Raw genomic sequence first — 21,261 nt, forward strand, 5'->3', positions numbered from 1 at the left:
CTCCACCGGCGCGACGGGACGGAGGATGATGGGGTAAAAGCTAACAAAGTTGTGATCCGCTCGCTTAGCCACATCACAAAACAAATATACCTCCCCCTCTATGGGCGGCCGAGGAACGGCCACTTCTTCCTCCCACCATTGCCCCTCAAACCAGTACCGTTTGGGCGCGACGGGACGGTCTTTATCTTTACAAGAATCACATAGGGTAGTCATTATCTCCCCACCTTTTTTAAGCCCCGCCTCATACGCTTCGGCGAGGAAGGGCTTGAGAATAAGAGCCAACGTCGATAGCCGGTCGGGATGTATAATACCAGATTGGCCGTACCATCGTTCCGCCGCTCTTTTTGCGATTTCGTCTAAGGTCATTTCGGGCCGTCCTTTCGTCTATTTCTCCATATCCGATTGATTGTCTTCCGCAAACCAAGAACATTCTCTGTCACATCGTATTTTCGTTGAGCGACAATCCCGCCATTCGGAAGAGTTTTGTACCTTGTGACTATATAGAATCTATCAGTCAATTCCCCATGCACCAAAATTGGCTCTTGCTTTGCCATATCATCCTCCTATCGGTTTCTCTCTCACGACCTCGGCACCCGGAGGGGCGGACTTGACCCAGATAGGCTTGTCGGCAAGCCGAAATTGTTCGACAACCATATTGATCCATTCCGGTTTGCATTCTCTTTTCTTCGGCCCCGTTTCGGCTCCGATGACACACCAATCAACCGACTCGAAGATCATGGGCGGTACAATAATTGGCCCAAGACAAGGCTCAAGCGATAGAAACAGATTCCCCGGAATACGAATAAGATGTTTCCCGCGTTCATCAAGGGTTTCCTGATTCTCGGCGGAGATGCCCCACCAGATATTGTTTTCCATAGTTAAATCATCGTCACACAGAAAGTCATAAATCAAGTCAGCCATTCGCTTCGGCCGCTTGGTTAGAACAAGAAAGGTATGCTGGGGAGCGAAAATCATCGTCCGCAAGACATCGTTAATAAACTCATCCGGCACGTCCTTATGGAAGAGGTCGCCCATGAATTGCACGCCGATGACGGCAGGTTTACGTAATCGGGATGGAGCCGACAATTCGAGTTCACGGAGAAGGGGTTTAGCGTCATGGTCGTCCGAATATGCTTTGCGCACATTATTACTAAACGTCGTATTGTTCATGTGCCGATCCGCCATCCTGATATGCCAACAATTTGCACACCCTTCAGAAACAGGCGTACACCGCATGGCAATCGGGTTCCAAGTGTGCGTCAGGTAATCAATCGGTGTTCGTTGCATGACAATCTTGCCGCCTTTCTTCTGTTTGCATCATACCTCATATGGCATGAGCGACACATTTGCATATAATCGTCTGGGTCGTCAAGTTTCCCGGTGAGGTTAGCCCAATTATATTTTGTGCCATTATCCTTTCTGCCGCATTTCTCACAATGATCGGCCCTACCAAGTATCTTGTATACTCGTTTATGGCAGGCTGAATATAGGGCGGCAGACCCTTTCCAGTTACCGTTCGATGGCCCCTGTTTCATATTCTTGTCTTTTGGCCCTCGACGAGGAATACCGACCGCATCCAACGCCCTCATAATGGTTGCCGCCGAGACTCCGACTTCACGGCCTATTTCAGCAAGGGTCTTCTTTTCAGATACATACCGTCGCTCCAACCACGCCTTGTCCCAATACTTTCCACCATCATTTCCCATCTTTCACCTCCACGGCCTTCTTGCCGCACCAAGGGCAATACTGCCAATTATCACACCATTGTTGAGCGAACACATTCGCCTTGGGATGCCAATAAAATGTTTTGCCTTTATAGACACCGTGCGTTCGCTTATCGCGTTCCCAGCAGAACGGTTTCGTGTCAACACACCCCGGCTTCATTGTGCGCCGTCCGGGGTGGGGGGATATTCGACTCCGGTATATTCGAGAACTATCTTTCTTTGCCAAGTTTCATTCCATTGTTTGCCACAAGTAAGGCACTGATAGGGAATAATCCTCTTATCACCCTTCCACTCTTCGCCGCCATTATGCTGTGCCCTGTTTGAACCGCAGGACGGACAACATACCCAATCCACCATTGTCATTCCGCCTCTCCTTTCGCCCCGGATGGTGTGGGGAGCTTATCGGTGCTGATATGATATTCACAGTCGCCATCGGCCGGGCAGGTCTTGGGGTCACATGGCACCTTGTAACCCGGTTCACAAAAGCCACTGCAACATTCCATCAAATCATCTATGCTGCACCCACATTCATCATCACACAATCCATCGTACCCATGCTCTTTCAAGTACGCCTCAATGATTTCCCTAACCGTCATCACGCCTCTCCTTTCGCCCCGGTTGGGGTTAATTCTTCGGCCTCCGTCTGAATGTTGAACCACTTGTCCTCGATGAAGTGGCCGACGATACGTGCCCAACCCTTGTCGTCAATCTTGACTCGGCAAGGTCGGCCAACCAATTCCTCCCATGAATCGACCCCTATCGTTTCAAGAACGCGCCGAATCATCTTGCATGGCAAGGTATCAAGACCGAAATTCCCGTACCCTTGACGACTTCCGCCGTAATCCATTTGAAGGCTGAAAACCATTATCCCATGATCTTCGATTCCCAAAAACGTCTCACGTATAACAGCATTTTTAACACAGTTCGTTTCCATCCCTCACTCCTTCCCGGCCGGTGGTTGGCCGGATGACATTTTCATTTTTCTCCGGTCGGCCCCGTTCAACTGGAAGAACCGGCACCATGTATGATCGGCCAGTCGGGAATAACTGCGTTGGAATCCCGGCATCGGCTTCAAGTCCTTTGCATCCAGATTGGTCGAGAACCAAGTAGAAAGCCCGTGGTCGTAACGGTACTCGATCAGGTCTTCCAACCGCGACATCTGCCACGGGGTTGTCCCTCTCTTGAACAGGTCGTCGATGATGACAAACGGCACCTTCGACAGTTCCCCGACCGTCATAATCCCGTTGACATCATTATCGTTGACCTCGGCCATGATAACGTCCAGCAACTCGTCGTAGGTCAGGAAGATGCAGTACCTCGCCACCCCGGAGATCATGGAGCCGGCCGTCCCGTCTGCGGACTCGAATATCTGCATCACCCAGTCCTTGAATCCGGCCGATAATAGACCCGACTTGCCCGTTCCCACCGGACCCGCCAGAATGAACGACGGCGGGAAAGCGGTCTCCAGTTTGATTGACTCCTTGATGGCCCTCTCGACCTCCGGGTGGAAAGCGTCGTACCAATAGGGAATCTCTTTGGGGCCGATGCCAATGCGCCGGGCGACTTCCTCGGCCGCTTTCTTTTTGTCTGCCTCAAACATTTCCGCCCAGAGCCTACATTTCCCGCTCACCGGAAGGGCCGGAGAATGTTGACGGGGTTGGGTTTGTTCGTTGTTTGCCGGTGAATTTGCCATTGCCCTGCCCTTTCTTGGGAATATTGTTTTTCAGGAACCGATACCAGTCCTTCTTGTTGGCGCGAGGGGAACCCTCGTACCGTTCCAGCCATTCCGACAGGCTCTTGACCCTGCCGTAGAGAATCCACGGCCATTCCGCCTTTTCATATCCGAGAGCTTCCCGAAGCCGTTCGATTTCATCCGGGTACATATTGATCCAGAGTCGGAGCCGTTTGGCGGGCGTCCGGCCTTCTTCCTGTTCCGGTGTCAGGCGCTTGGTCATAGGCCATGCTCCTTTTTCCATTCGTCGAAGGTCAGGAAAACAATATCGGCCCCCTTCATGGCGATGTCCTTGCCCCATTCGTGAATTTGATATATCCGGCCCTCCACGTATTCGATGTACTCCTCCATCACCTGCTTGTCCCGCAAGAGGGTATTGACGTTTATATCAACCATGACTCCTCCTAAAATGGTGCGTTCTTTGACAACCCGCAGTCGGCCACACAGATCGCGTCGGCCTTCCCGGTCTTGACTGCCTTATTCCCCGTCAACTCGAATAACGGGTACTTCCGTTGGACGTATTCGATGGCGATGGATTTGTTCCCTTTGTTGTACCCGCCCAGAACCTCATCCTGCCAAATCTTCGGGGTGTAGAGGTCGTAGGGAATCCGCCACGCGATTGCCATGCCCATGATGGCATAGGCCAGCTCACGGGTCACTCCCTTGGCCGGGATCATCCTGAATTTCATCTTGTGGGTGATCGGGTCGAACACCGGCTTGCCGCCCTTCAGTTCCGGCGCCATCACGATAGACGGCGGGACTTCGATATAGATGCCAGTCAGGACATACCCGTTGGCAGTCCAAACAGCCGGGTCGATCAAGGCCCTGACCTTGTGATAATCGTACTTGGTCTTGTCGGCCTGAATACCGATCAGCGGCACCGGGTCGGCGAAAATCACGCCATTCTTTCCGACGCCGACAATCGCTCCGTATTTTCCGGGATCAACCCCGATGACCAGCCATTTCGTGTCCATCCTTGCCTCCTAAAATGCTTCGGTTAATGTCGTCTGTAACTCTTGGAAGCGCGTGTATTTGTCCTCGAAGTACAGGTCTACCGTTCCCACCGGACCGTTGCGCTGCGCCAAGACAATCAATTCCGCCGCCCCGGTGAATCGCCCGATGTCCTTATCCTTCTTATTCGCATACAGTTCCGGCCTGAATATCCCAAACACGTTGTCGGCATGGCGTTCAATATGTCCGCTCTCTGCCAAGTCGGACAATTTGGGCCGTGGTTCTCTCCTCTTTTCCGTCTCTCGACTCAACTGCGAGGCCGCGACCACCGGGATTTTCAATTCCTTTGCCAGCCGCACAAGGGACAACGTGATAGCACCCACCATCAGCCGTTCGGAGAAATACTTCTGGGTTGAGGTCAACAACTGCAAATAGTCGATGAACACGATGTCGCAGAGACCCTGAGACCGGGCGCGGGAAGCCTCTGCGCAAAGGGCGTTAATGTCGATGGAATCCCGGTCGTCGATGTAGTAGGCCCACCCGTCCATTTCGGCGGATGTCCGGGCGATTGCCTCCCAGTCCTTGTCGGCCACACGTCCATGCCGTAGATCGACAGAGTTCAACCCGGCCTCGGCACACATGGACCGAAGGGCAAACTGTCCCCCTGCCATTTCCGCGCTGAACATCAGGATTTTATGTTCCCGCCGTTTGGCGATATTCGTGGCGATGCAGTTCAACAGGGCCGTTTTGCCGTTCTTCGGTCGGCCGGCGATGATGGTCAGTTCCCCAGGTTGAAACCCGACTGTCATTTCATCGAGTTTGGCGAATCCGGCCATTATCCCCGGTTTCCGGGTCTTGGACTGAACCTCGTCTATCCGGGTAATCAGATCGGGTAGATAACTGGAAATAAGGCGGACGGGCTGCCGCTCCTTGGTGAATGAGGAGGCCGTCAACAAAGCGGAAGCCTCGTCCGCCAGTTCCGTCGGTGTCTTTTCCTGCCGATACCCCTGATTAACTATGTCGCTGGCAATCTCTATGATTCTGCGAAGGCGGTACTTTTCCAGAATCATTTCGGCATGGTATTCCACGTTGGCAGATGTCGCCATCCCGGTAACAAGACCAGCAATATAGGTCCGTCCCCCGCAGTCCGGCAAGATGTCCCGCCGTTCCAGTTCTTCGCAGACGGATACCAGTTCCACCGGCTCCTTTGAATCGTAGAGGGTCTGGATGACCTCGAATATCCGGCGATGGGCCGCCGAATAGAACATCCCGCTCAAGGTGATAATAGCGAACACCTTTGCCAGAGTCAGGCGGTCGCCATCGAGGAGCATGGCACCCAGAAGGGCTTGCTCCGCGTCCTGACTATGCGGTGGTACACGTTCAGACATTGCCTACCTCAATACCGGCCGGTCGTCAGAATATATGACCCAAGAGTCGCATCATAGTAACACTCATTGACGGCGAGGTAGTCGTGGTTATCCTCAATCTGGATTTCCGCATTGTCAGAAATGTCCTCCAAGTATCTTTTCAAATCTCCAACAGTCATATCATCCTCTCGTTTTTCCAGAGGCCGGGGTGTTGCTCCCCGACCCCTGTTTGCGGGCACCATGATAGGAAAGGAGGGAAATGAAGTTTTACTCAAACAGTCCCGCATTGATCTCTCTCCGTTCCTCGAACGGACCGTCAAACTCGTTCCACATATCGCACCACCTGATAGGTTATGTTTTTATCTTTCCACGAGGCCACGACAAGGCCACAAGCCGGAGTTTGAGTATCAATCGTGATGGTCGAATGGCCTTTCAGTTTTTTGACTTCATTCTCAAGATGGGCTGAATAGAACATGAATGCGATAACCAACCCCAAGAGAGAGAGAATAACTGCCGTTTCCATAGTGCCTCCTATTTGTACTCCAAGCATTGCATCAGCCGACGGGCAAGCATCCGGGCCTGACGTTTGGTAAGTTCAAAGGCTATCCCATTACGGTCTTCCTCTGGGAATATACCTACTCATTCATGAATTACTCCTTTCGGTTTCGGTTCATTTATCCAAGCGATCCGCCGTCCGTGGCGGTCTGGCTCCTGCCTCTCGCTTGGTCGGTTATCACAGCGGCAGTTCCGGGCCGGGGTCGCCGTCATCCTCCGGCTGTCCCACGGCCACCAGTTGCTTGTTGACCTCGTTGATCGCGTCCTGCAAGGCATCGGCCTTCCAGAGTTTGATTCGCCCGACCGGGTAATGAGCCACAATGTCCGCGCCGAGAACGTCGGCATTGGACTCCAGTAGGTCGGTCAATTCCTTCCGTAGAGCCTCGGCGTCGGGGGCTTTCTTCTCCGGCTCCGGTTTCTTCCCGCCATTGCCGTTCTTGACCTTCAGTTCATCGGCCAACTTGTCGGACTTGCTCTGCGGCGGTTCCGCATCGTCTTGGACAACCTCAAACTCCGTTTCCTTTGCCCCCTCCGTAACCATCGGCATATTTTGGGGTTCGCCTACCATTGCGGCATTATCCAATGCCACCGCCTTCATCATCCGAGGGGACGACCGAGAGAATTTCATCAGGCGCCGGACGGGGGCCTTCCGATACATTTCCTCCGGCCAGTTCTTCCACGCATCGCCGTTTTTCGCCTGAGATACCGCCCGAACCTTGTCCAGTTCCTTCCGGGTCATGTATATCCACTGGACTTCGCCGTCGCTGTACTTGATAACGGCATAGGCTCCGGTCAGGATGTCCAGCGTCCGGTCGATTTCGTAGTTTGGGATATGGACGAGCTTGGGATTGGCGCCGAGTTCGTGGTGGAATTTGTCGCCCTTATAGACCAGTTCGGCCCAAATCTTGACTACCTTGGGAATCTGATACGCCAGAGCGATATACCCTTTGTAGTCGGGCATCACCTTACATTCCGTCCCGTAGGGAATCAGATAGGCATGGTTGTCCGGCGTGTTCGGGAACAGGCCAAGGTCGGAGCAGTGGTTGATCGACATGATGATTGATTCTTCGCTACATTTCAGGAGTTTCGGTTCTTTCCTGAAAGCGTTCAGGGCGACATACATGAGCATCTTCGCCTTAACCGGGTCGCCCAACATCGTCTCAAACCGGGGGATGAGGGCGCGGAATCTCCGTTCCAAGTAGGACATTTTCTCAGCCGGTTGCATCGACCCGTAGGAAACGTCTTTGCGTACCGCCGGCACATTGGTTTTTTCTTCGGCCATGATCTATTCCTCGTCCAGTTTCGCCAGGAACCGACGGCTCCCGACTTTGATGGTGGTATGAGACCCCAAATGGTCTTCAAGAATCGCCCTGAAAACGGGGTCAATACTTTGGTTTGCCATGATTTCTTCGACCGCGCCCTTAAAGTCGATAGTAATACCGTCCTTCGACTTCTTGAAGCTCACGTTCTTCCACGGACCCGCCAGAACCGAAGCGTCGCCCATGAAAGAGACGATGTGGTTCCGGGCCTCCTGCTGTTTTTCTTCGCCGAGCTTGATGATCTTTCTCTGCCGGTCGTACTCGAATACCCAGTCCTTGACCTCTCCGGTGGCCTCAACGGTCGCCCCAGTATCTTCCGGGTACATTTCGGCCAGCATCTTTGTCGCCGAATCCGAACCGTCCGGGTCGGGGGGAACCTGCGGGACAACGTGTTCCGTCCAGAACCGAATCCCCATCTCCGTGATCGCCTCGATCAATTCCTTGTTGGCCTGTACCTCATAGACCCGGAACTTGTTGCCGCCGATCAGGACAGCGACATGGGCCATCGGCAGGCCGGTCACGTTCAGGTAGTGCTGGACTTGGAACAGGTACTCCGTCGGGATGTTATCCGTCCATTCATCCCCGAACTCCGTCCGGGCGTATTCGCTGGCCGTCTTGATCTCCAAGACTCCAAAAGGAATCATTGGGTTGCCGTTCTGCCGGTGAACCAGCAGGCCGTCCAGATGGGCGATCAGGAAGTCGTGCTTGGGGTGTTGGAAAAAGACCGTCGGCTGGACATTGGCGTCGGCGCCGTACCGATCTTTGAGCAGGTCGATATACCGATCTCTGACGACCGGCTCCAACTTGGTGCCCCAGTACATTGCCTCTGTTTCTTCGGTCGTGACCAGACCGACCTTTTCCCGCCAGACCTGTAAAGCTGACTTGAACCGGCTTTTGCCGCAGATGGCGGCGATGTCGGTTCCGCCAAGTCCGGCCTTCCGTTCTTCCTGAAACTTTTCATCCTGCGTCATTACTTGCCTCCGCCACTCTTTCCAAGCGGCATTTCAGCTTGGTCCAGATGAGCCAACCCCGTCACAGCCTTTCTCATGTGCTGTTTGACCTTGATTATGGCCGACTCCATAGCCGGACCGCCACCCTCCGGGAACGTGATCTTGACGTGGACGAGAATTTCGTCATCCCCTATCGGAAGGGTCTCGTCGTAGGTCTTGATCCGAGTGTCTTTTTCTCTGATAGTCATGGCATTGCCTCCGTCTTTAATTTTTGATTCCGGCCATCGCCCAAGCCGTGAGACTGACGGCCGGAACCGTTCGCCAGCAGTCGCGCTACTGGCTATTTCTTGACTCATCTTCGTCTTCGGTTGCCAATGCCAAAATCAGGCAATTCGGAAAGTCTGGCGATTCAAAGGCGTTTACCCTATCTCCCTTCTTGATCTTCTGATCGTCTGTCCAGACTTTCGGCAACCCAATGGCGAAACTCTCCTTGTTTTTCTTGCCTCTCGTGCCGACTACGTGCCGGCCAACCCTGAACATATTCTTTTTTGTCTCCATGCCTTAATCTACGCAGGGCATAACTAAAATGCAAGGATTATTTTATTTTTATGCAAAATAAACTTTAGGTAATGGGCACGCCGTTCGCTATTCATTTATAGGCCCCTGCCAGCCCTTACAGTCGATTTCCCCGGTTTGACGGCTCCGTATCCTACCCTGCCCCTGATCGTCAAGCCACGGGCCTGCCAGAGCCATAGTTTTTTCCCTTGCCCCGATATTTGAACTCTGCCATCTTCCCGGCAGAACTCAAACAAGGAGATTATCCAATGCTGAAGAAGATCACGCGGGCACGGGCCTATTCCCTTGCCGAAACCCACCAGCCGATTGCTTGGCAGGGGTTCCGGTCGTACTGGGACTGGCCGGCGGAAATCAACCTCGAAGGGAACCCGAACTTTCTGGCCCTCGACCAGATAACCAAGGGGCCGGTCGCTTACTACTGGTGCCGGACAGACGGAACCGACTATTACTACATTGGTTACGCTTTCTACCACAACGTCGATTGGGCGAACTTCCCCGGTAATATCGTGCCCGGCGAAGTCCACCGGCATGACCTGGAAGGGGTGCTCTGCCGGGTGCCGTACTATCTGCCTCACTGCAAGCCGAAAGAGGGATACGAGGTTATTACCGTATGCCATCATCAGTTAGACCACTTCAGGTATTCTGAAGGACATCGACCTTACGTTTCTATTGAGTACGGGGGACACGGCATAAGACCCTGCACGATGCCGTACTATCAGGCCACAAAGACAGAAAATGGACTGGGGATAACTGACTGGCGCCTCCTGCCCTTCGACCCGATCATGGCCGATGCCAAGCGCCGGGAAATCATCAGGCAGAACTTCAATAACTCCGGGGTCAATCTGCCGGATCAATGGAGTTCCAACGGGCAGTACAAGGGTCTGTTTTGGTCGAAACCGGACGAACTGTTCAAGGAGATGATGAAATGAGTAAAAGATTTGTGAACGAGAACCCGCCAAAGACCGTTGGGTCTCTCTGTGCGGCGTTCAACGATGCGGATGGGAGTTACGGCGAAACGGTCAATGCCTATATGATTGACGCCATATCAGAAGATGAGATTGTTGAGGAATACGTAGCAAACGTCAGGCAGGCAGGTCGCCAATTTCAAATCACCCTTTACCTTGGCGGGAGGCCAATACTTGCCATCTTCGCACCCGCTCAAAAGCCGGTCATCGGGTCAATCGGAGGATAATAAAAAGGCCGGGGTGGGATGCCCCGACCTACCTCAAACAAGGACGTAGGATGAAACCTGCACCCCCAAGATCGCCAATCCTCAAACCAATGTCAAATAAAAAAGGCCCCGGCGAGGGAGCGCCGGAGCCACTGGCAAGGAGGTTATGAAACGAGCAACAGCAGTCCCCTCATAGCCGGGGAGAGAAATCTATCCCTGCGTACACGTACCATATGTCATTGACTGCCATCGGCGTATAGTCGCACCCCACCAAAAGTCGTATCGTCTTGTAGGCCGTCGCCCCGACCTCAAACTTGGTCACGGCGACCTTCACGTCCTTCCCCTCGTCGATCATGTATTTCAGGCCCATGCCCGCGTTAATCTCGATCTCGGTAAATGGCACCTTCTGGCCGACCGCCGGCGCATTGATCGCCTTCCTCATCATTAAAAAGCTGGTCATACCTTGGCCGGATTGACTTTCGGACCCGAACTGGTTGTCGTAGAAAATGACCTCGCGGGTAAAGAACTCGTAGTCCTTGGACTCGTTGGTTGCCAATGGGATATTCGCCCCGCCAAAGGCCGCAAAGACCGGCTTCCCGGCATTACCCACTTTGACCCCGCCGCCGAAGATCGGGTACAGGTCAGCCGCCCAAGTGGTACTGACCAGAAAGATCACCAGAAATGACAGCAAAAACAATCGTTTCACTTTGAACCTCCAATCTTTGTTTCGTCAACCTTGTGGTCGCCGCACCAGTCATCCTCGAAAACAGCCGGATACCCACTCATGGTCGGGGCATGACGACGGCAACGACCAACCACTTTCATCCCCGGCGGCGTTGGTTTCATCACCGCCCACATACACGTTTTGCAACGCATACCTTCCGAACGATGAATCCACGGGTCATTCGTTGGGACCGTTTCGTCGTTCACTTTGAACCTCCATTCGGTTGAGTCGGGGGTGTCCCGACCTTATGTGCAATTTGTTTCACTCCCGCCCATCCGCCTGCCGCAAGCAGGAAGCAGGCCAGAGAACCGGCGATAATCGGTTTCACCTGCGGAGCATATGTCAGGATATTCAGAATGATTGCCAATCCCCCGTTGACCGCGTAAATCCATTTCCCCGATACCTTGAACGTGTCCTTGACAAACGCGGTCAGCATGACAATCACCGTCACCAGACCCGTTATCGTGGCCCAATCCAGATTCAGGATTCGCCCCAGAAATGAAAGATCGTCCATATCAAACCTCCATCGGCCGCCAATATCGGCCGGTTAAAATTCCCTGTCAATCCAAAAACGGGTCAACAAACCCGACCAAATCCTTCCGGTATCCAATCGGCTTCACCCGCACACAGGCGTTCTTCACCGCCGCAATCTCGAAACTGGTCGTGTCCGAACCCCCGTTGCAGGCCCCGATACACAGGCCATCCCCGATGTAGAACATGACGTGGGAAACGTCCGACGGCTTGCCGTAGAACACCAGACAGCCCGCAGATGGGGTCAGCGCCTTCTTGAACCGGGCATACAGGGCATCGGTATTCTCCGCCGGACTCGACGGCATCCGGCCCACTGCCGATAGAATGTGCTGGACAAACCCGGAACAGTCCAGTCCCCCATTGACCGTCTTGCCGCCCCAGATGTAGGGTGTCCCGTACAACGCCCACGCGATCTTCTCCGCAATCTCAATCAGCCTGTCCATGTCTCACCCCTCTTAGAATTTGACCTTTTGGAACGAAACGGAAGTCGTGTCCGGCACGAATATCTTCTTGAATATCTGCCCCGTCCATCCGCCATAAGAGAACTGCACCGAGTACCACAGGGTGTCTTTGGCCGGATCGGTAATAAACAACTTGTCCGAGGCTGGGACATTTACCCACCACAACCCGGTAGTGTCGGTTTCCGCTTCATACTTGATCGGAATGACCAAATTGCTATCGGCATCCCTGAATATCCGGTCTTCCGACAATGAGAATCTGACCTTGACCCCCTTCACCCCCGTGCCAGCAATCCGAAGGACATATCCGGTAACGGTTGTCATAAACGTGTCTGTCGTGATCGCCGGGGCTCCTATTTTATGTCCCTGCATTGAATCCGTGTACGCCGTCACGCCCGTCGGGATCATCACCGTGTCGGTAATCGGCCAAATGTAGTCAATCGGCCCGTAAGCCTGAAGAGTATAAATATCACCTTCTTGCACCGTAGCTGAAATGTAGCCGGATGAGTTAGTCGATGCTGTCCCAACAGTAACGCCGCCGGGGTTTATCAGGCTGATTGCTGTCCCCTGGATATGAGTTCCGTTCCCGGTGTCGGCCGCATAGTAGGACAGGCTCACCGTCCCATTATCATCAATACCGCTAGCGACAGAGACGATTTCCGTCCCAGCTACCCAGTTCCCGCCCGTTGTGTAGAGAATCCGCTGAATCCAGACGTGGGTGCCGGAGAAATCGACGATCCCCCCGGTGATAGTCGTATCGACGGAGTTGGTGCTTGTCCAAACCCCCACCGTATCGTCCAGACCGGCAAAGGAATGAATCAGGACAACAGAGTCGGCTGTCACGTTCCCAAAGACGTATCGGTAACTGCCCATCGACGGCGCGGCCAAAAGGCAGGCCACCATCAAGACTAAAATCAAACGCTTCATTTTAGGTGTCCTCCTTTGACGTGGACGTTCTTGAGATTCGACGGCTTGGTTGTTGGTGTCACCGGGTTGGTCATGGTCAGGGTCACGGTTGCCGCCTGCGGAGTATTTGTGGCCCCCGTCGCATAGATAACGACATGGCCGATGTAGGTCCCGGCCGTCAAGCCGGTCGTACTGATCGACAGGGTGACTGTCGAGGGCGCCGTTCCGGATGCTGGCAGGGCCGTTAGCCATGCCCCATCCACAACTAGCGTCCACGGCATCGTTCCGCCACCGATGTTATTTACCCCAATTGTCTGATTCGCCGGGTTAGAACCACCGACAATACCAGAAAAGGAAAACGACGAGGAAGATAACTGGATAGTGGGACTAGATGGGCCACCTTCTCCGTTATTCGTTCCAATCCACGCCTCGTAGGGACGTAGAGATATTGATGATGAGTAACTTGCCGCCGTATCCCCGTTAACGTTTATATAGTACAGATTACGGCCCAACGGTACCGTGACAAAATCTGTGGTGAAATTGTCCGTACTGGCATTGGGCGTTCGATAAAATACCCACGTCGTATCACTTGCGCCCAAAGTAAAGTAGCGGCGAATGATGTATTGTTTGAGGGCATACGCCCCGCCACCAGTACCGACAGAATCAATGATGGTTGCCTTCGGTCCGGCCTTTTGTGGGTCGATCTCGAATATGTCCCGCCATTTCGTCGTATCATTCCATCGAATTGCCCCAAACCATGAATTCGTGTCCATAACCGACAGGTAAAAGGCAAAATGGTAGTATGCTATCCGACTCGAATCGTATCGCCAATTAGTTGCAGAAGTATCGCAAAGTATATCATAGGGGATCGCCCAGGCAATTTGTACTTCCGGATGTGCCCTCATCGTGTCGGCCATCGCCAACCAGTTACGCCATGTGATTGCACCTTTAGCATAATCAATCGGATTTTCAAGACTGACGGCGTTCACCGCGCCACTACTTACGACCGCCCCTAGATGGGCAGGGTTGTTTTTGACGATATTAGCAAACCCGTAAATCGGCGGCCAGGACTTCGCCGTGCATACCGAATCAAGAACTTGGCGAATACTCGAATCTATCTTGAGGGTCGAATTGTCGTAGTAGTACATTTGCGAATCGGTTTGGATCGCCGTCTGTTCTATCCAGTCCATCTGTGTTGTCAACCCACCCGCCGTAGAAACAATCGTGTAATACGACCCCAACCGTCCGGCATCCCGGTATTGGTTGTCCATATAGAAGGCGTTATAGTGCCACGTCCCAGAGGGCGTGCCGCCTATCGTGGCTTTGGCTGAATCTTCAATAAATGTCCGTTTGTAGGAATAAGCGTATGCTTTTCGGGTGTTCGTGTTCTTGCCATTGGCAAGCCATAGACAGCCGTTCGGGTAGGTGAACGTATCGGCGTCGGTGTTATACCAATTCTGATAGGAGAACCTCGTTTCGGAATAATTCAACCCCACCAAACTGAAATCGCGGTTTCCCCCTGTTTGTTGTGTAATCGAAATATGAGTATCGGAAATATGGACAACAAGGCTTTCGTCCGACACGCCGATACTGTCCATGTACCATTTCGCGTAGATATAGTAATGGTTTCTGGCTGTGTCCAGCAGTCGCGCAGCGTAGGGTGACGTGTAGGGCAAAACCGCAATAACAGGAATTTCCTGACTCGACTGGTACGGCCCTATCCACATGGTCTTACCGCTGTCTTTGGCGGTAAGATAAATGGTATCCATGCTCTGTTTTGAGTCGCCGATATTGATGATGCAATCGTAATGTTGCGCCATCCAGAGACTATTCCATTTGCCATTATAGAGCGGCAAAGTATAGATGTTTCCAAAGGCGAATATCTTTAACGGTGTCCGGTCGAACCCCGCCTGGCCCGCTTCTGCTAATAACAGGCAGATGAGTATGGGCAATAGCCGCTTTACCACTTGCCCGCCCCCAGTTTTGCCGCGCCTATTTTATGTCCCCCTGGGGCCTCCGCATCATGGTAGAACAACCGGAGTGCCAGCAAATCACCATTAGCATCTTCTGATGGAGCGGTCACTGTGGCCGGAATTACAGGTTGGGCGGTTTTAAACCATTGTTTGACCGTGCTGGATACCAGTCGTATTGTCCGCATTGCCCCATCACCATTGGTTCCACCCTCTTTGGCTAGATGTAACCCGATGAAATATCGGGTACTCGCACCGACTGCCGCCTTATTGACCAAAGACGCCGCATACCGTGTCACCGAAGCGGCCTCAACTGAGAAATGGGCGGTACTGTCCAGGATTGTACTGTCGGCATTATAGATGATAATGGCGACACTATGACTATTCCAGTTGGAATGTAACCAAATAACGGCAGAATCAAGGTCGCCCGAATACGCCGGAGTGGTCGCCGTATCGACAAGATAGGCTGAATCGGACATTTGAATTTGATCCGTTCCCGTCGTGTCGCCGCCAAAGGAATAGTCCGTCGCACCGGACACTCCCACCATCATCAGGCAGGCCAGAAATATCAAAATCTTCTTCATGGTTTTGTTCCTTTGATAATCATGCCGTCAGCGTTTCCCGATGACCTGCCCGCGCCGATGATGCTGGTCAGCGCATTCGGTGGCACATTCGCCGCCGCCGGGAGATGGTAGTAAACGACCAGATACGGCCGATATGCCGCCGTGTAGTGTTCGCTGCAAAAATAGACATATTGGTTCGTTCCCGACCCGGTAGTACGGTAGATGCCGAGGCCACCGGCATAGTCCCCCCAAGTTTTCATAAAATTCAAAATCGAGGTATCAACCTTGAATGACAGGGGAACAAATAAACCGGCATCACTCTTGATCGTGATGTTGTTGGCCGGGAAATGGCCAAGAGTATCATCCGCCCCGATAGCACCGGCCGTCGCCCACGGAACATCCGTCGTGGAATTGTTCCACGTCGCCCCACCCGCCGCCGGGGTTGTTCCACACAAATCCTCTGACAACCAATCGTATTGTTGAATGCCGACAAGCGCAAACACTACGGAATCGGTAACATAATTCACCTGAATCATAATTACACGGAAAAACCCGCTATCTATTATAGCACCAGCATGAACCGCGAATGAATCGTTGAAAAAAGTGAATTTGGCAAGAAGATTGTAATATGTCGGGCCATTCGCCATTCCCGATATTAACGCTGACGCTTCGGAACATTTGCCATACGTGGAATCGTCAAATATGGAATTGCTGTTGAGGTACGCCGTTCGTATGGCCTGGCTGTCATACGGAAATGAACCTGTCCCGCCGAAGCGGATTGAATCTTCGGCGGCCCATACGTTTGTCACCAATACCACTATGAGGATGAATATAAGCCGTCGCATTACCACCTCGTTCCGTAAAGGATGCAGGAATAAACGCGAATCCAGTCATTATCCGCCGCCAAAGTGTTCCTGAATTTGATCTTATACTCCGTACCGGCAACCAATAGCCCCGCCGCCGTAATGTCGGTGAAATTCCAGACATACCGAGTCTTAGTAGTGGCGGCAAGGTTCACGTTAATACTGTCCATCGCTTTCGCCGAATCTGCAATCAATAAACCGTTCGAGATATCAGAGCATCGCATGAACAAACTGTCAATAGCTCCGCCTGTATCGCCGTTATAGACAAAGGCGATGGAGTCGATTGAGGTCATGGGGCACGGCAGATGACCAACCAACCAAACCGAATCCACATCCGACCCCTGATTAGTCGAATCCACAAATAGACAAGTCATCCCGGCATATTGCTGATGAGCTACCATCGTAATCGAGTCGGCAATCACACCCCGACCCAAAACGGTCATCATCGGAATGGCCACTACCGTCGCGGGTATGCTCAACGTAATTGTCCCCGCACCATTTGTCACCGTGACCTCTGCTGTCGTCCCCGTAATGGTCGCTAAAACAGGATCGGTCGTCCCATCGCCAATCGGTATCTGTCCATTGGTGGCCGCACCTAACGCTGTTATCGCCCCGGTGCCAGAACCAAGCAATATCCCGCCGTCGGTCAGGGTATTCGCCCCCGTACCGCCCTCATTCACATCCCACGGATTCGCAGTATTGACGAGGTTCTCCGTAATCGTCCCGTCGGCGATGTCGGTCAAAGTCGCATCAGCGGGTTGATAGACCCCGGTTTTTACTTCAAGCAATCCCGCCGCCGTCGTGTCTATCGTCGTATTATCAAAGTCTGCCAAAGCAAAATACTGATCGGCATGAGCATGGCTTCCATCTTCAACCGCCCACGCCCCCGCCGAAACCGTTACATCGCCATAGTCGGCATTGGCTACGGCATCCGCCAACTCTGCCCTTGCCGCCCCGCCGCCGCAACTATCCGATAGGGTGGCGTGGTCAATCGTGATCGTGTTCGGGATATTCGCGTCGGTCAGGGCCGCGAGAACATATCCATGCGTCGCCAAAAGAGATTCGGCAACCGAGACGACCCCCATCCAAGCCTTGAGATTTGGGAGCAAAATCGAATCAAGAACCTGCGTCAAACCGTGCGGGCCGATGATGATTTCATGGGTCGCCGCCGCCTTGACCGTATCGCCGGACATCCCAAGAATGTGCGCCAAAGAATCGGCTGAGGCCCCGGAGCCACCTCCGGCATGATTGGAAACGTAGGTCGTGAACCCGGCCCCTGTCGTATCTATCGCCCCGGCACTATCGCTATATGCGGCATAGGATACGGAATCCGGGCCGAATGTCGAACTGTCAGACCAGCCCCATTGATATATCGCAAGTAAATAGTTATCCAAGCTGTCTTCAATCGCCGCGTTCACCGTTCCCGACGTATAGTAATTATCAAGGGAATCTTCTATGGCGGCATTGACCGTCGTGGCATCGTAGTAATTATCGAGGCTGTCCTCAATGTTTGCTTGAGTGGCGAAATGCCCATTGTCCCATGCCGCAATAGAATCCTTGAATGCGGCCGTGTCATCTGCAAACTTGGCAAGTTGGGCATTAGTAAATGTTATGGCGCTATCAGCAACGGTCGTATCCGCCCGATATAAAGCCGCCCCGATCTTTCCGTTTTTGCTGAATCGGGTATTGAGCGCGGCGTTGATCTTCGTGCCGAGAGTGTCAACGTCGGACGCACTGGTGATCGTGATCGAATTGGGGATATTGGCATCCGTCAGGAGGCCGAGGGCAGTATCTACGACTGCCGCTGTATCGGGATAGCTATTAAGACTGTCCCCCAAAATCGCATCCGTCACCGTTCCCGTTCCGGCCGGGGTGGCAAAGTAGAAACTGTCGCCCGTAGCCGCCCAAGTGGGAACCATGCCAGCCGAAGTCGGCTTTACCGTCGGCCAACCGTAATAAGATGGGCCATGACCGAATATCGGGTCAGTTATGTACGTGATCCCGGAGTCGCCGATCTGCAAACTGCCGGATAACTTGATACCCGTGTTCGGCGAAATCGGTTCAAAGACGGACCAGTCGCCGCTGTCCTTTTCCAGCGTGTAGGTCAGACCGCTTCCGGCCCCGCCGGTCGCTGAAAACAGAACCTTGTAGTACGACCCGGAGTCTTGAACAGCAATAGTGACGTTCGTACTTGCACATAATTTGAGAGCCTTGCCGGTCACGTTGTTGTAGACCGTATAAGTATTGGTCATCACCAGCGTCGAGTCCCGCTTCCCAAACCGCCCTTTGCCAAAGACCATACTGTCGGCCAGAGTCGAATCAATACGAATGGTCGAACCTTTCCGGCCCCATTGGTAAACCCAGGACAACAAAGAGTCTATGGTCGTCATGCCGTCGCCGAGATCGAGCGTCCAGCCCCGGTCAACCGCGCCGGTATCGGGAATGGTGTCGTAATAAAATTGCGCCTCATGGGTTGAGTCGGCATTATAGAATCGGTTCGTGTCCGCCGTCAGGTTGTCGTGGTCGTGGACAATTGGTGAGTATGCGGTCGCCAGATATGATTTCGCGGCAATGACGGAGGAATCGACCTCCAAGACTCCGACCGATATAGCCGCCGCCCGGTTGATAAGGCCGTATCCTGTCAGATCATTAAAGTATTCTGATTTCAAGAGGATGGTATCGACACCAATAAAATCACAACTCGTTATGTGCTTCGACGTTCCCTTGAACGTCAAATTGCCGTCTATCCAAAGACTTCCGCCCAAACCATAGATCGTGTCGATATTGTGAATGGCGTGACCACTCATATTGATCGCGGCCTTGACCGAATCGCCAGCCGCCGGAGTGGTCGGCAGGAATCCGTAGGCGCGTATCCGCATGGTGTCCGTCGCTTCTGACGTTATCGAGACGTGATCGCTTCCGACAATCGTTCCGGGAGAACCAAGATTTTGCTGTGCCCCGGCAGAGTCGATGTAGTAAATATCATCGCCGGACACCGCCGCCGCCGTCGCGTCCTGAAACCACCCCGCCGTGTCGCCCGCCGGGTCCATCTTGAAAACGTAGTTGGCCGCACCCTTTGGCCAGGGGGCGCGGTACTGGCCCATGTCCAGCCCCCGCCCGGCGCCGGAATACTTGGTCAGCCCGGCCGCGACCTCATTGCCATAAGCATAAGTATTCGTGTCGATTAAGAACCCGGCTCCACCCGACTTATATCCCCGAACGATATTCCCATGTAGGTAGAGATCACCCGTCGCCGAATCTTTGTCAACACCGTAGGTCTGCGATTCGTCTGCCGACAAACCAAAGGTATTTCCCGGCCCAACGAACGTACTGAAAGCCTTGCCGATTCTGACACCCGCCGAGTAATCGGCTGTCCCATTATTTTCAAAGACGGAGTTGACGATGGTGGTTCCGTAGAGCGCAGTATCGTTGCCGATGTAGATTCCCGATGAACGGTTTTTGAAAAACAGGCACCCGTCAAAGCCGATATTCCGGGAAGTCCCGGTCACGTAAGCCCCAAACTGGTGTTTGCTGGCCCGGCAGTTTATGAACTTCACCCCGTAGGCATTATTCACCCGGAAACCAGCATGGATACCAGAGTTATTCGAGGTATCGACCGTACACCCGATGAAGGTCAGGCGGGGATAGTATCGGTTTGTCGTTGTTCCTGATTTCCCTTCGATGTTAAACCCGTCGTTGTGCGCTGAGCGTATCTGAACATTTTCGATCAGCCCGGCAGACGAAAACAGAGTATCGGCCTTTCGATGGTAGAGAGTGTCAGCCAAAGAGAATCCCAACTCCCCGGCCACGATGGAAACGCCGTTATTCCCAGTATGTTCGATAATCCCGTCGCTTATCCTGAACCCGTCCACCCCGGAGAAATAGACCACGTTGGCCACGTCCGAATCGTCAACCTTATCGGGGCATTTCCATTGTTCAAGAATAACATCCTGCGGATGATAGGTTTTCGTGCTGTCGTACCCATAGGCCCATTCAGCGGCGATCAAGCCCGCGCAGGCGTCGGAGGCCGAAACGAGTTTGACCTGGCTGATCTTCGGGTTTCTGACCAGTCCAAATAGACCGAGCGCATAGGCGTCCTCAAAAGCAGTCCGCAGAGTGACATCCTTCATCTCGAAGCCGTCAACCGGAACGACCGGGTTGGTCATCGGCCAGTACCCGACCATGACCGCACATCCATAGGTTCCATTCGGGCGAGTCATCGACCCGCTGGTCACAATACCGCCCGGCCCGTAGATTTTCACCCCGCTCTTGCGAACGACAATTCCGTACTTAGCCGACGACAGAGACACAAGGATATTCGCCCCATTCAACCATACCGTCGTCGATTCGGGGATGACCAGACTGTCTGTGATCTTGTAGGTCTTGCCCGGTTGGAGTTGGATATTCCTTGCCGCCGAAAACAGCGTCCGCATCTGCGTCGTCATATCGGTTGCGCCTGTGCCGTCGATGACGTACTCCCCGGCGTAGGCCCAGTACCGCTTGACCTCGGACACGGGGGGATTACCGGCGTTGGCGGAACTATGGAACGCCCACCAAAAACCAAAGAAGATCAGTACGATAATCAGAAACATCACCGGGATAATGAACTTCTCATCCTTAGTCATCGGTCGCTTTTTGCTCATGGCGTCCTCTGCATGTGTTGGTCGATTCGCACTTCCATCCGCTCAACCTTGCGCTCAACCCCCTGCATCCGGCCATCCAGTATTTTCACATCCGCCCGGAGTGATTGAAAGCCCCACATCAATCCCCCGACCAGAATGGCTATCTCAATAACCCATTTGACCCACGCGAGCTTCACCCGGATACCGTTCATTTGCAGTTCGTTCGATACCGTCATCCGCTTGCTCCCCATGTTGCGGCCCTCCAGCCTGGTTGTCTAT

The 21,261-nt window shown here is 53.3% G+C and carries 27 protein-coding genes; 2 read left to right on the top strand and 25 right to left on the bottom strand.

Annotated elements, in window-relative coordinates; translation table 11 throughout:
- From WC356_04990 to WC356_05065, 16 genes are all read right to left on the bottom strand, one after another.
- Positions 1-366, bottom strand: a 366-nt coding sequence (locus tag WC356_04990; protein MFA5382501.1) for a hypothetical protein, incomplete at its 3' end; no start/stop codon positions are given.
- Positions 367-555: 189 nt separating this feature from the next.
- Positions 556-1,287 carry a DUF5131 family protein gene (locus tag WC356_04995; protein ID MFA5382502.1) on the bottom strand — a complete coding sequence of 244 codons (732 nt, stop codon included), beginning with the start codon at positions 1,285-1,287 and terminating at the stop codon, positions 556-558.
- Positions 1,260-1,706, bottom strand: a complete 447-nt coding sequence (locus tag WC356_05000; GenBank protein MFA5382503.1) for a hypothetical protein — start codon at positions 1,704-1,706, stop codon at positions 1,260-1,262. Before WC356_05000 ends, WC356_04995 begins: the two co-directional genes overlap by 28 nt.
- 174 nt (positions 1,707-1,880) lie before the next feature.
- A complete protein-coding gene (locus WC356_05005) occupies positions 1,881-2,087 on the bottom strand; it encodes a hypothetical protein (GenBank protein MFA5382504.1) in 207 nt (68 codons plus the stop codon).
- A 232-nt stretch (positions 2,088-2,319) separates the two neighbouring features.
- On the bottom strand, positions 2,320-2,658 hold the full coding sequence (locus WC356_05010; protein MFA5382505.1) for a hypothetical protein: 339 nt from the start codon (positions 2,656-2,658) through the stop codon (positions 2,320-2,322).
- A 3-nt stretch (positions 2,659-2,661) separates the two neighbouring features.
- A complete protein-coding gene (locus tag WC356_05015; GenBank protein ID MFA5382506.1) occupies positions 2,662-3,324 on the bottom strand; it encodes a hypothetical protein in 663 nt (220 codons plus the stop codon).
- A gap of 13 nt (positions 3,325-3,337) precedes the next feature.
- Positions 3,338-3,679, bottom strand: coding sequence for a hypothetical protein (locus WC356_05020; protein MFA5382507.1), 342 nt, complete (start codon positions 3,677-3,679; stop codon positions 3,338-3,340).
- Positions 3,676-3,852 carry a hypothetical protein gene (locus WC356_05025; GenBank protein ID MFA5382508.1) on the bottom strand — a complete coding sequence of 59 codons (177 nt, stop codon included), beginning with the start codon at positions 3,850-3,852 and terminating at the stop codon, positions 3,676-3,678. The genes WC356_05020 and WC356_05025 overlap by 4 nt, the downstream gene beginning before the upstream one ends.
- Before the next feature lie 8 nt (positions 3,853-3,860).
- Positions 3,861-4,430: a hypothetical protein gene (locus tag WC356_05030; protein MFA5382509.1), complete on the bottom strand. Its 570-nt coding sequence runs from the start codon at positions 4,428-4,430 to the stop codon at positions 3,861-3,863.
- 9 nt (positions 4,431-4,439) lie between these two features.
- On the bottom strand, positions 4,440-5,795 hold the full coding sequence (locus WC356_05035; GenBank protein MFA5382510.1) for a replicative DNA helicase: 1,356 nt from the start codon (positions 5,793-5,795) through the stop codon (positions 4,440-4,442).
- A gap of 8 nt (positions 5,796-5,803) precedes the next feature.
- On the bottom strand, positions 5,804-5,953 hold the full coding sequence (locus WC356_05040; protein ID MFA5382511.1) for a hypothetical protein: 150 nt from the start codon (positions 5,951-5,953) through the stop codon (positions 5,804-5,806).
- A gap of 137 nt (positions 5,954-6,090) precedes the next feature.
- The gene (locus tag WC356_05045) at positions 6,091-6,297 is read right to left on the bottom strand and encodes a hypothetical protein (GenBank protein ID MFA5382512.1); all 207 of its coding nucleotides are present in this window, start codon (positions 6,295-6,297) and stop codon (positions 6,091-6,093) included.
- Positions 6,298-6,507: 210 nt separating this feature from the next.
- Positions 6,508-7,611 (bottom strand): recombinase RecT, encoded by a 1,104-nt coding sequence (locus WC356_05050; protein MFA5382513.1) that lies wholly within the window; start codon positions 7,609-7,611, stop codon positions 6,508-6,510.
- Between the two features lie 3 nt (positions 7,612-7,614).
- Complete coding sequence (locus WC356_05055) at positions 7,615-8,619, bottom strand: YqaJ viral recombinase family protein (GenBank protein MFA5382514.1); 1,005 nt, start codon at positions 8,617-8,619, stop codon at positions 7,615-7,617.
- Positions 8,619-8,846 (bottom strand): hypothetical protein, encoded by a 228-nt coding sequence (locus tag WC356_05060; protein MFA5382515.1) that lies wholly within the window; start codon positions 8,844-8,846, stop codon positions 8,619-8,621. Before WC356_05060 ends, WC356_05055 begins: the two co-directional genes overlap by 1 nt.
- Before the next feature lie 85 nt (positions 8,847-8,931).
- Complete coding sequence (locus tag WC356_05065; protein MFA5382516.1) at positions 8,932-9,156, bottom strand: hypothetical protein; 225 nt, start codon at positions 9,154-9,156, stop codon at positions 8,932-8,934.
- A 266-nt stretch (positions 9,157-9,422) separates the two neighbouring features.
- Here WC356_05065 and WC356_05070 point away from each other — a divergent pair, with 266 nt between their 5' ends.
- Together WC356_05070 and WC356_05075 are read left to right on the top strand one after the other, a co-directional pair.
- Positions 9,423-10,103, top strand: coding sequence for a hypothetical protein (locus tag WC356_05070; GenBank protein ID MFA5382517.1), 681 nt, complete (start codon positions 9,423-9,425; stop codon positions 10,101-10,103).
- Complete coding sequence (locus WC356_05075) at positions 10,100-10,366, top strand: hypothetical protein (protein MFA5382518.1); 267 nt, start codon at positions 10,100-10,102, stop codon at positions 10,364-10,366. The genes WC356_05070 and WC356_05075 overlap by 4 nt, the downstream gene beginning before the upstream one ends.
- A 169-nt stretch (positions 10,367-10,535) precedes the next feature.
- Here WC356_05075 and WC356_05080 read toward each other — a convergent pair whose 3' ends face one another.
- The 9 genes from WC356_05080 to WC356_05120 all read right to left on the bottom strand — a co-directional run bounded on the left by WC356_05080 (position 10,536) and on the right by WC356_05120 (position 21,218).
- Positions 10,536-11,051: a hypothetical protein gene (locus tag WC356_05080; protein MFA5382519.1), complete on the bottom strand. Its 516-nt coding sequence runs from the start codon at positions 11,049-11,051 to the stop codon at positions 10,536-10,538.
- Positions 11,052-11,271: 220 nt separating this feature from the next.
- Positions 11,272-11,583 (bottom strand): hypothetical protein, encoded by a 312-nt coding sequence (locus tag WC356_05085; protein MFA5382520.1) that lies wholly within the window; start codon positions 11,581-11,583, stop codon positions 11,272-11,274.
- A gap of 46 nt (positions 11,584-11,629) precedes the next feature.
- A complete protein-coding gene (locus WC356_05090) occupies positions 11,630-12,043 on the bottom strand; it encodes an NlpC/P60 family protein (GenBank protein ID MFA5382521.1) in 414 nt (137 codons plus the stop codon).
- A 12-nt stretch (positions 12,044-12,055) separates the two neighbouring features.
- Positions 12,056-12,985 carry a hypothetical protein gene (locus WC356_05095; GenBank protein MFA5382522.1) on the bottom strand — a complete coding sequence of 310 codons (930 nt, stop codon included), beginning with the start codon at positions 12,983-12,985 and terminating at the stop codon, positions 12,056-12,058.
- Positions 12,982-14,931, bottom strand: coding sequence for a hypothetical protein (locus tag WC356_05100; protein MFA5382523.1), 1,950 nt, complete (start codon positions 14,929-14,931; stop codon positions 12,982-12,984). Before WC356_05100 ends, WC356_05095 begins: the two co-directional genes overlap by 4 nt.
- Positions 14,925-15,518: a hypothetical protein gene (locus WC356_05105; protein MFA5382524.1), complete on the bottom strand. Its 594-nt coding sequence runs from the start codon at positions 15,516-15,518 to the stop codon at positions 14,925-14,927. Before WC356_05105 ends, WC356_05100 begins: the two co-directional genes overlap by 7 nt.
- Positions 15,515-16,342, bottom strand: a complete 828-nt coding sequence (locus tag WC356_05110; protein MFA5382525.1) for a hypothetical protein — start codon at positions 16,340-16,342, stop codon at positions 15,515-15,517. Before WC356_05110 ends, WC356_05105 begins: the two co-directional genes overlap by 4 nt.
- Positions 16,342-21,003, bottom strand: coding sequence for a right-handed parallel beta-helix repeat-containing protein (locus WC356_05115; GenBank protein ID MFA5382526.1), 4,662 nt, complete (start codon positions 21,001-21,003; stop codon positions 16,342-16,344). The genes WC356_05110 and WC356_05115 overlap by 1 nt, the downstream gene beginning before the upstream one ends.
- A complete protein-coding gene (locus WC356_05120; protein MFA5382527.1) occupies positions 21,000-21,218 on the bottom strand; it encodes a hypothetical protein in 219 nt (72 codons plus the stop codon). The genes WC356_05115 and WC356_05120 overlap by 4 nt, the downstream gene beginning before the upstream one ends.
- Positions 21,219-21,261 lie beyond the last annotated feature (43 nt).

The organism is Candidatus Micrarchaeia archaeon, from assembly GCA_041653315.1.
In the GTDB taxonomy this organism is placed as follows: domain Archaea; phylum Micrarchaeota; class Micrarchaeia; order Anstonellales; family JAHKLY01; genus JAHKLY01.

Coding starts and splice junctions, on each gene's coding strand:
- WC356_04995 (MFA5382502.1), bottom strand. CDS start 1,287: ATGCAACGAACACCGATTGATTACCTGACGCACACTTGGAACCCGATT.
- WC356_05000 (MFA5382503.1), bottom strand. CDS start 1,706: ATGGGAAATGATGGTGGAAAGTATTGGGACAAGGCGTGGTTGGAGCGA.
- WC356_05005 (MFA5382504.1), bottom strand. CDS start 2,087: ATGACAATGGTGGATTGGGTATGTTGTCCGTCCTGCGGTTCAAACAGG.
- WC356_05010 (MFA5382505.1), bottom strand. CDS start 2,658: ATGGAAACGAACTGTGTTAAAAATGCTGTTATACGTGAGACGTTTTTG.
- WC356_05015 (MFA5382506.1), bottom strand. CDS start 3,324: ATGTTTGAGGCAGACAAAAAGAAAGCGGCCGAGGAAGTCGCCCGGCGC.
- WC356_05020 (MFA5382507.1), bottom strand. CDS start 3,679: ATGACCAAGCGCCTGACACCGGAACAGGAAGAAGGCCGGACGCCCGCC.
- WC356_05025 (MFA5382508.1), bottom strand. CDS start 3,852: ATGGTTGATATAAACGTCAATACCCTCTTGCGGGACAAGCAGGTGATG.
- WC356_05030 (MFA5382509.1), bottom strand. CDS start 4,430: ATGGACACGAAATGGCTGGTCATCGGGGTTGATCCCGGAAAATACGGA.
- WC356_05035 (MFA5382510.1), bottom strand. CDS start 5,795: ATGTCTGAACGTGTACCACCGCATAGTCAGGACGCGGAGCAAGCCCTT.
- WC356_05040 (MFA5382511.1), bottom strand. CDS start 5,953: ATGACTGTTGGAGATTTGAAAAGATACTTGGAGGACATTTCTGACAAT.
- WC356_05045 (MFA5382512.1), bottom strand. CDS start 6,297: ATGGAAACGGCAGTTATTCTCTCTCTCTTGGGGTTGGTTATCGCATTC.
- WC356_05050 (MFA5382513.1), bottom strand. CDS start 7,611: ATGGCCGAAGAAAAAACCAATGTGCCGGCGGTACGCAAAGACGTTTCC.
- WC356_05055 (MFA5382514.1), bottom strand. CDS start 8,619: ATGACGCAGGATGAAAAGTTTCAGGAAGAACGGAAGGCCGGACTTGGC.
- WC356_05060 (MFA5382515.1), bottom strand. CDS start 8,846: ATGACTATCAGAGAAAAAGACACTCGGATCAAGACCTACGACGAGACC.
- WC356_05065 (MFA5382516.1), bottom strand. CDS start 9,156: ATGGAGACAAAAAAGAATATGTTCAGGGTTGGCCGGCACGTAGTCGGC.
- WC356_05070 (MFA5382517.1), top strand. CDS start 9,423: ATGCTGAAGAAGATCACGCGGGCACGGGCCTATTCCCTTGCCGAAACC.
- WC356_05075 (MFA5382518.1), top strand. CDS start 10,100: ATGAGTAAAAGATTTGTGAACGAGAACCCGCCAAAGACCGTTGGGTCT.
- WC356_05085 (MFA5382520.1), bottom strand. CDS start 11,583: ATGGACGATCTTTCATTTCTGGGGCGAATCCTGAATCTGGATTGGGCC.
- WC356_05090 (MFA5382521.1), bottom strand. CDS start 12,043: ATGGACAGGCTGATTGAGATTGCGGAGAAGATCGCGTGGGCGTTGTAC.
- WC356_05095 (MFA5382522.1), bottom strand. CDS start 12,985: ATGAAGCGTTTGATTTTAGTCTTGATGGTGGCCTGCCTTTTGGCCGCG.
- WC356_05105 (MFA5382524.1), bottom strand. CDS start 15,518: ATGAAGAAGATTTTGATATTTCTGGCCTGCCTGATGATGGTGGGAGTG.
- WC356_05110 (MFA5382525.1), bottom strand. CDS start 16,342: ATGCGACGGCTTATATTCATCCTCATAGTGGTATTGGTGACAAACGTA.
- WC356_05115 (MFA5382526.1), bottom strand. CDS start 21,003: ATGAGCAAAAAGCGACCGATGACTAAGGATGAGAAGTTCATTATCCCG.
- WC356_05120 (MFA5382527.1), bottom strand. CDS start 21,218: ATGACGGTATCGAACGAACTGCAAATGAACGGTATCCGGGTGAAGCTC.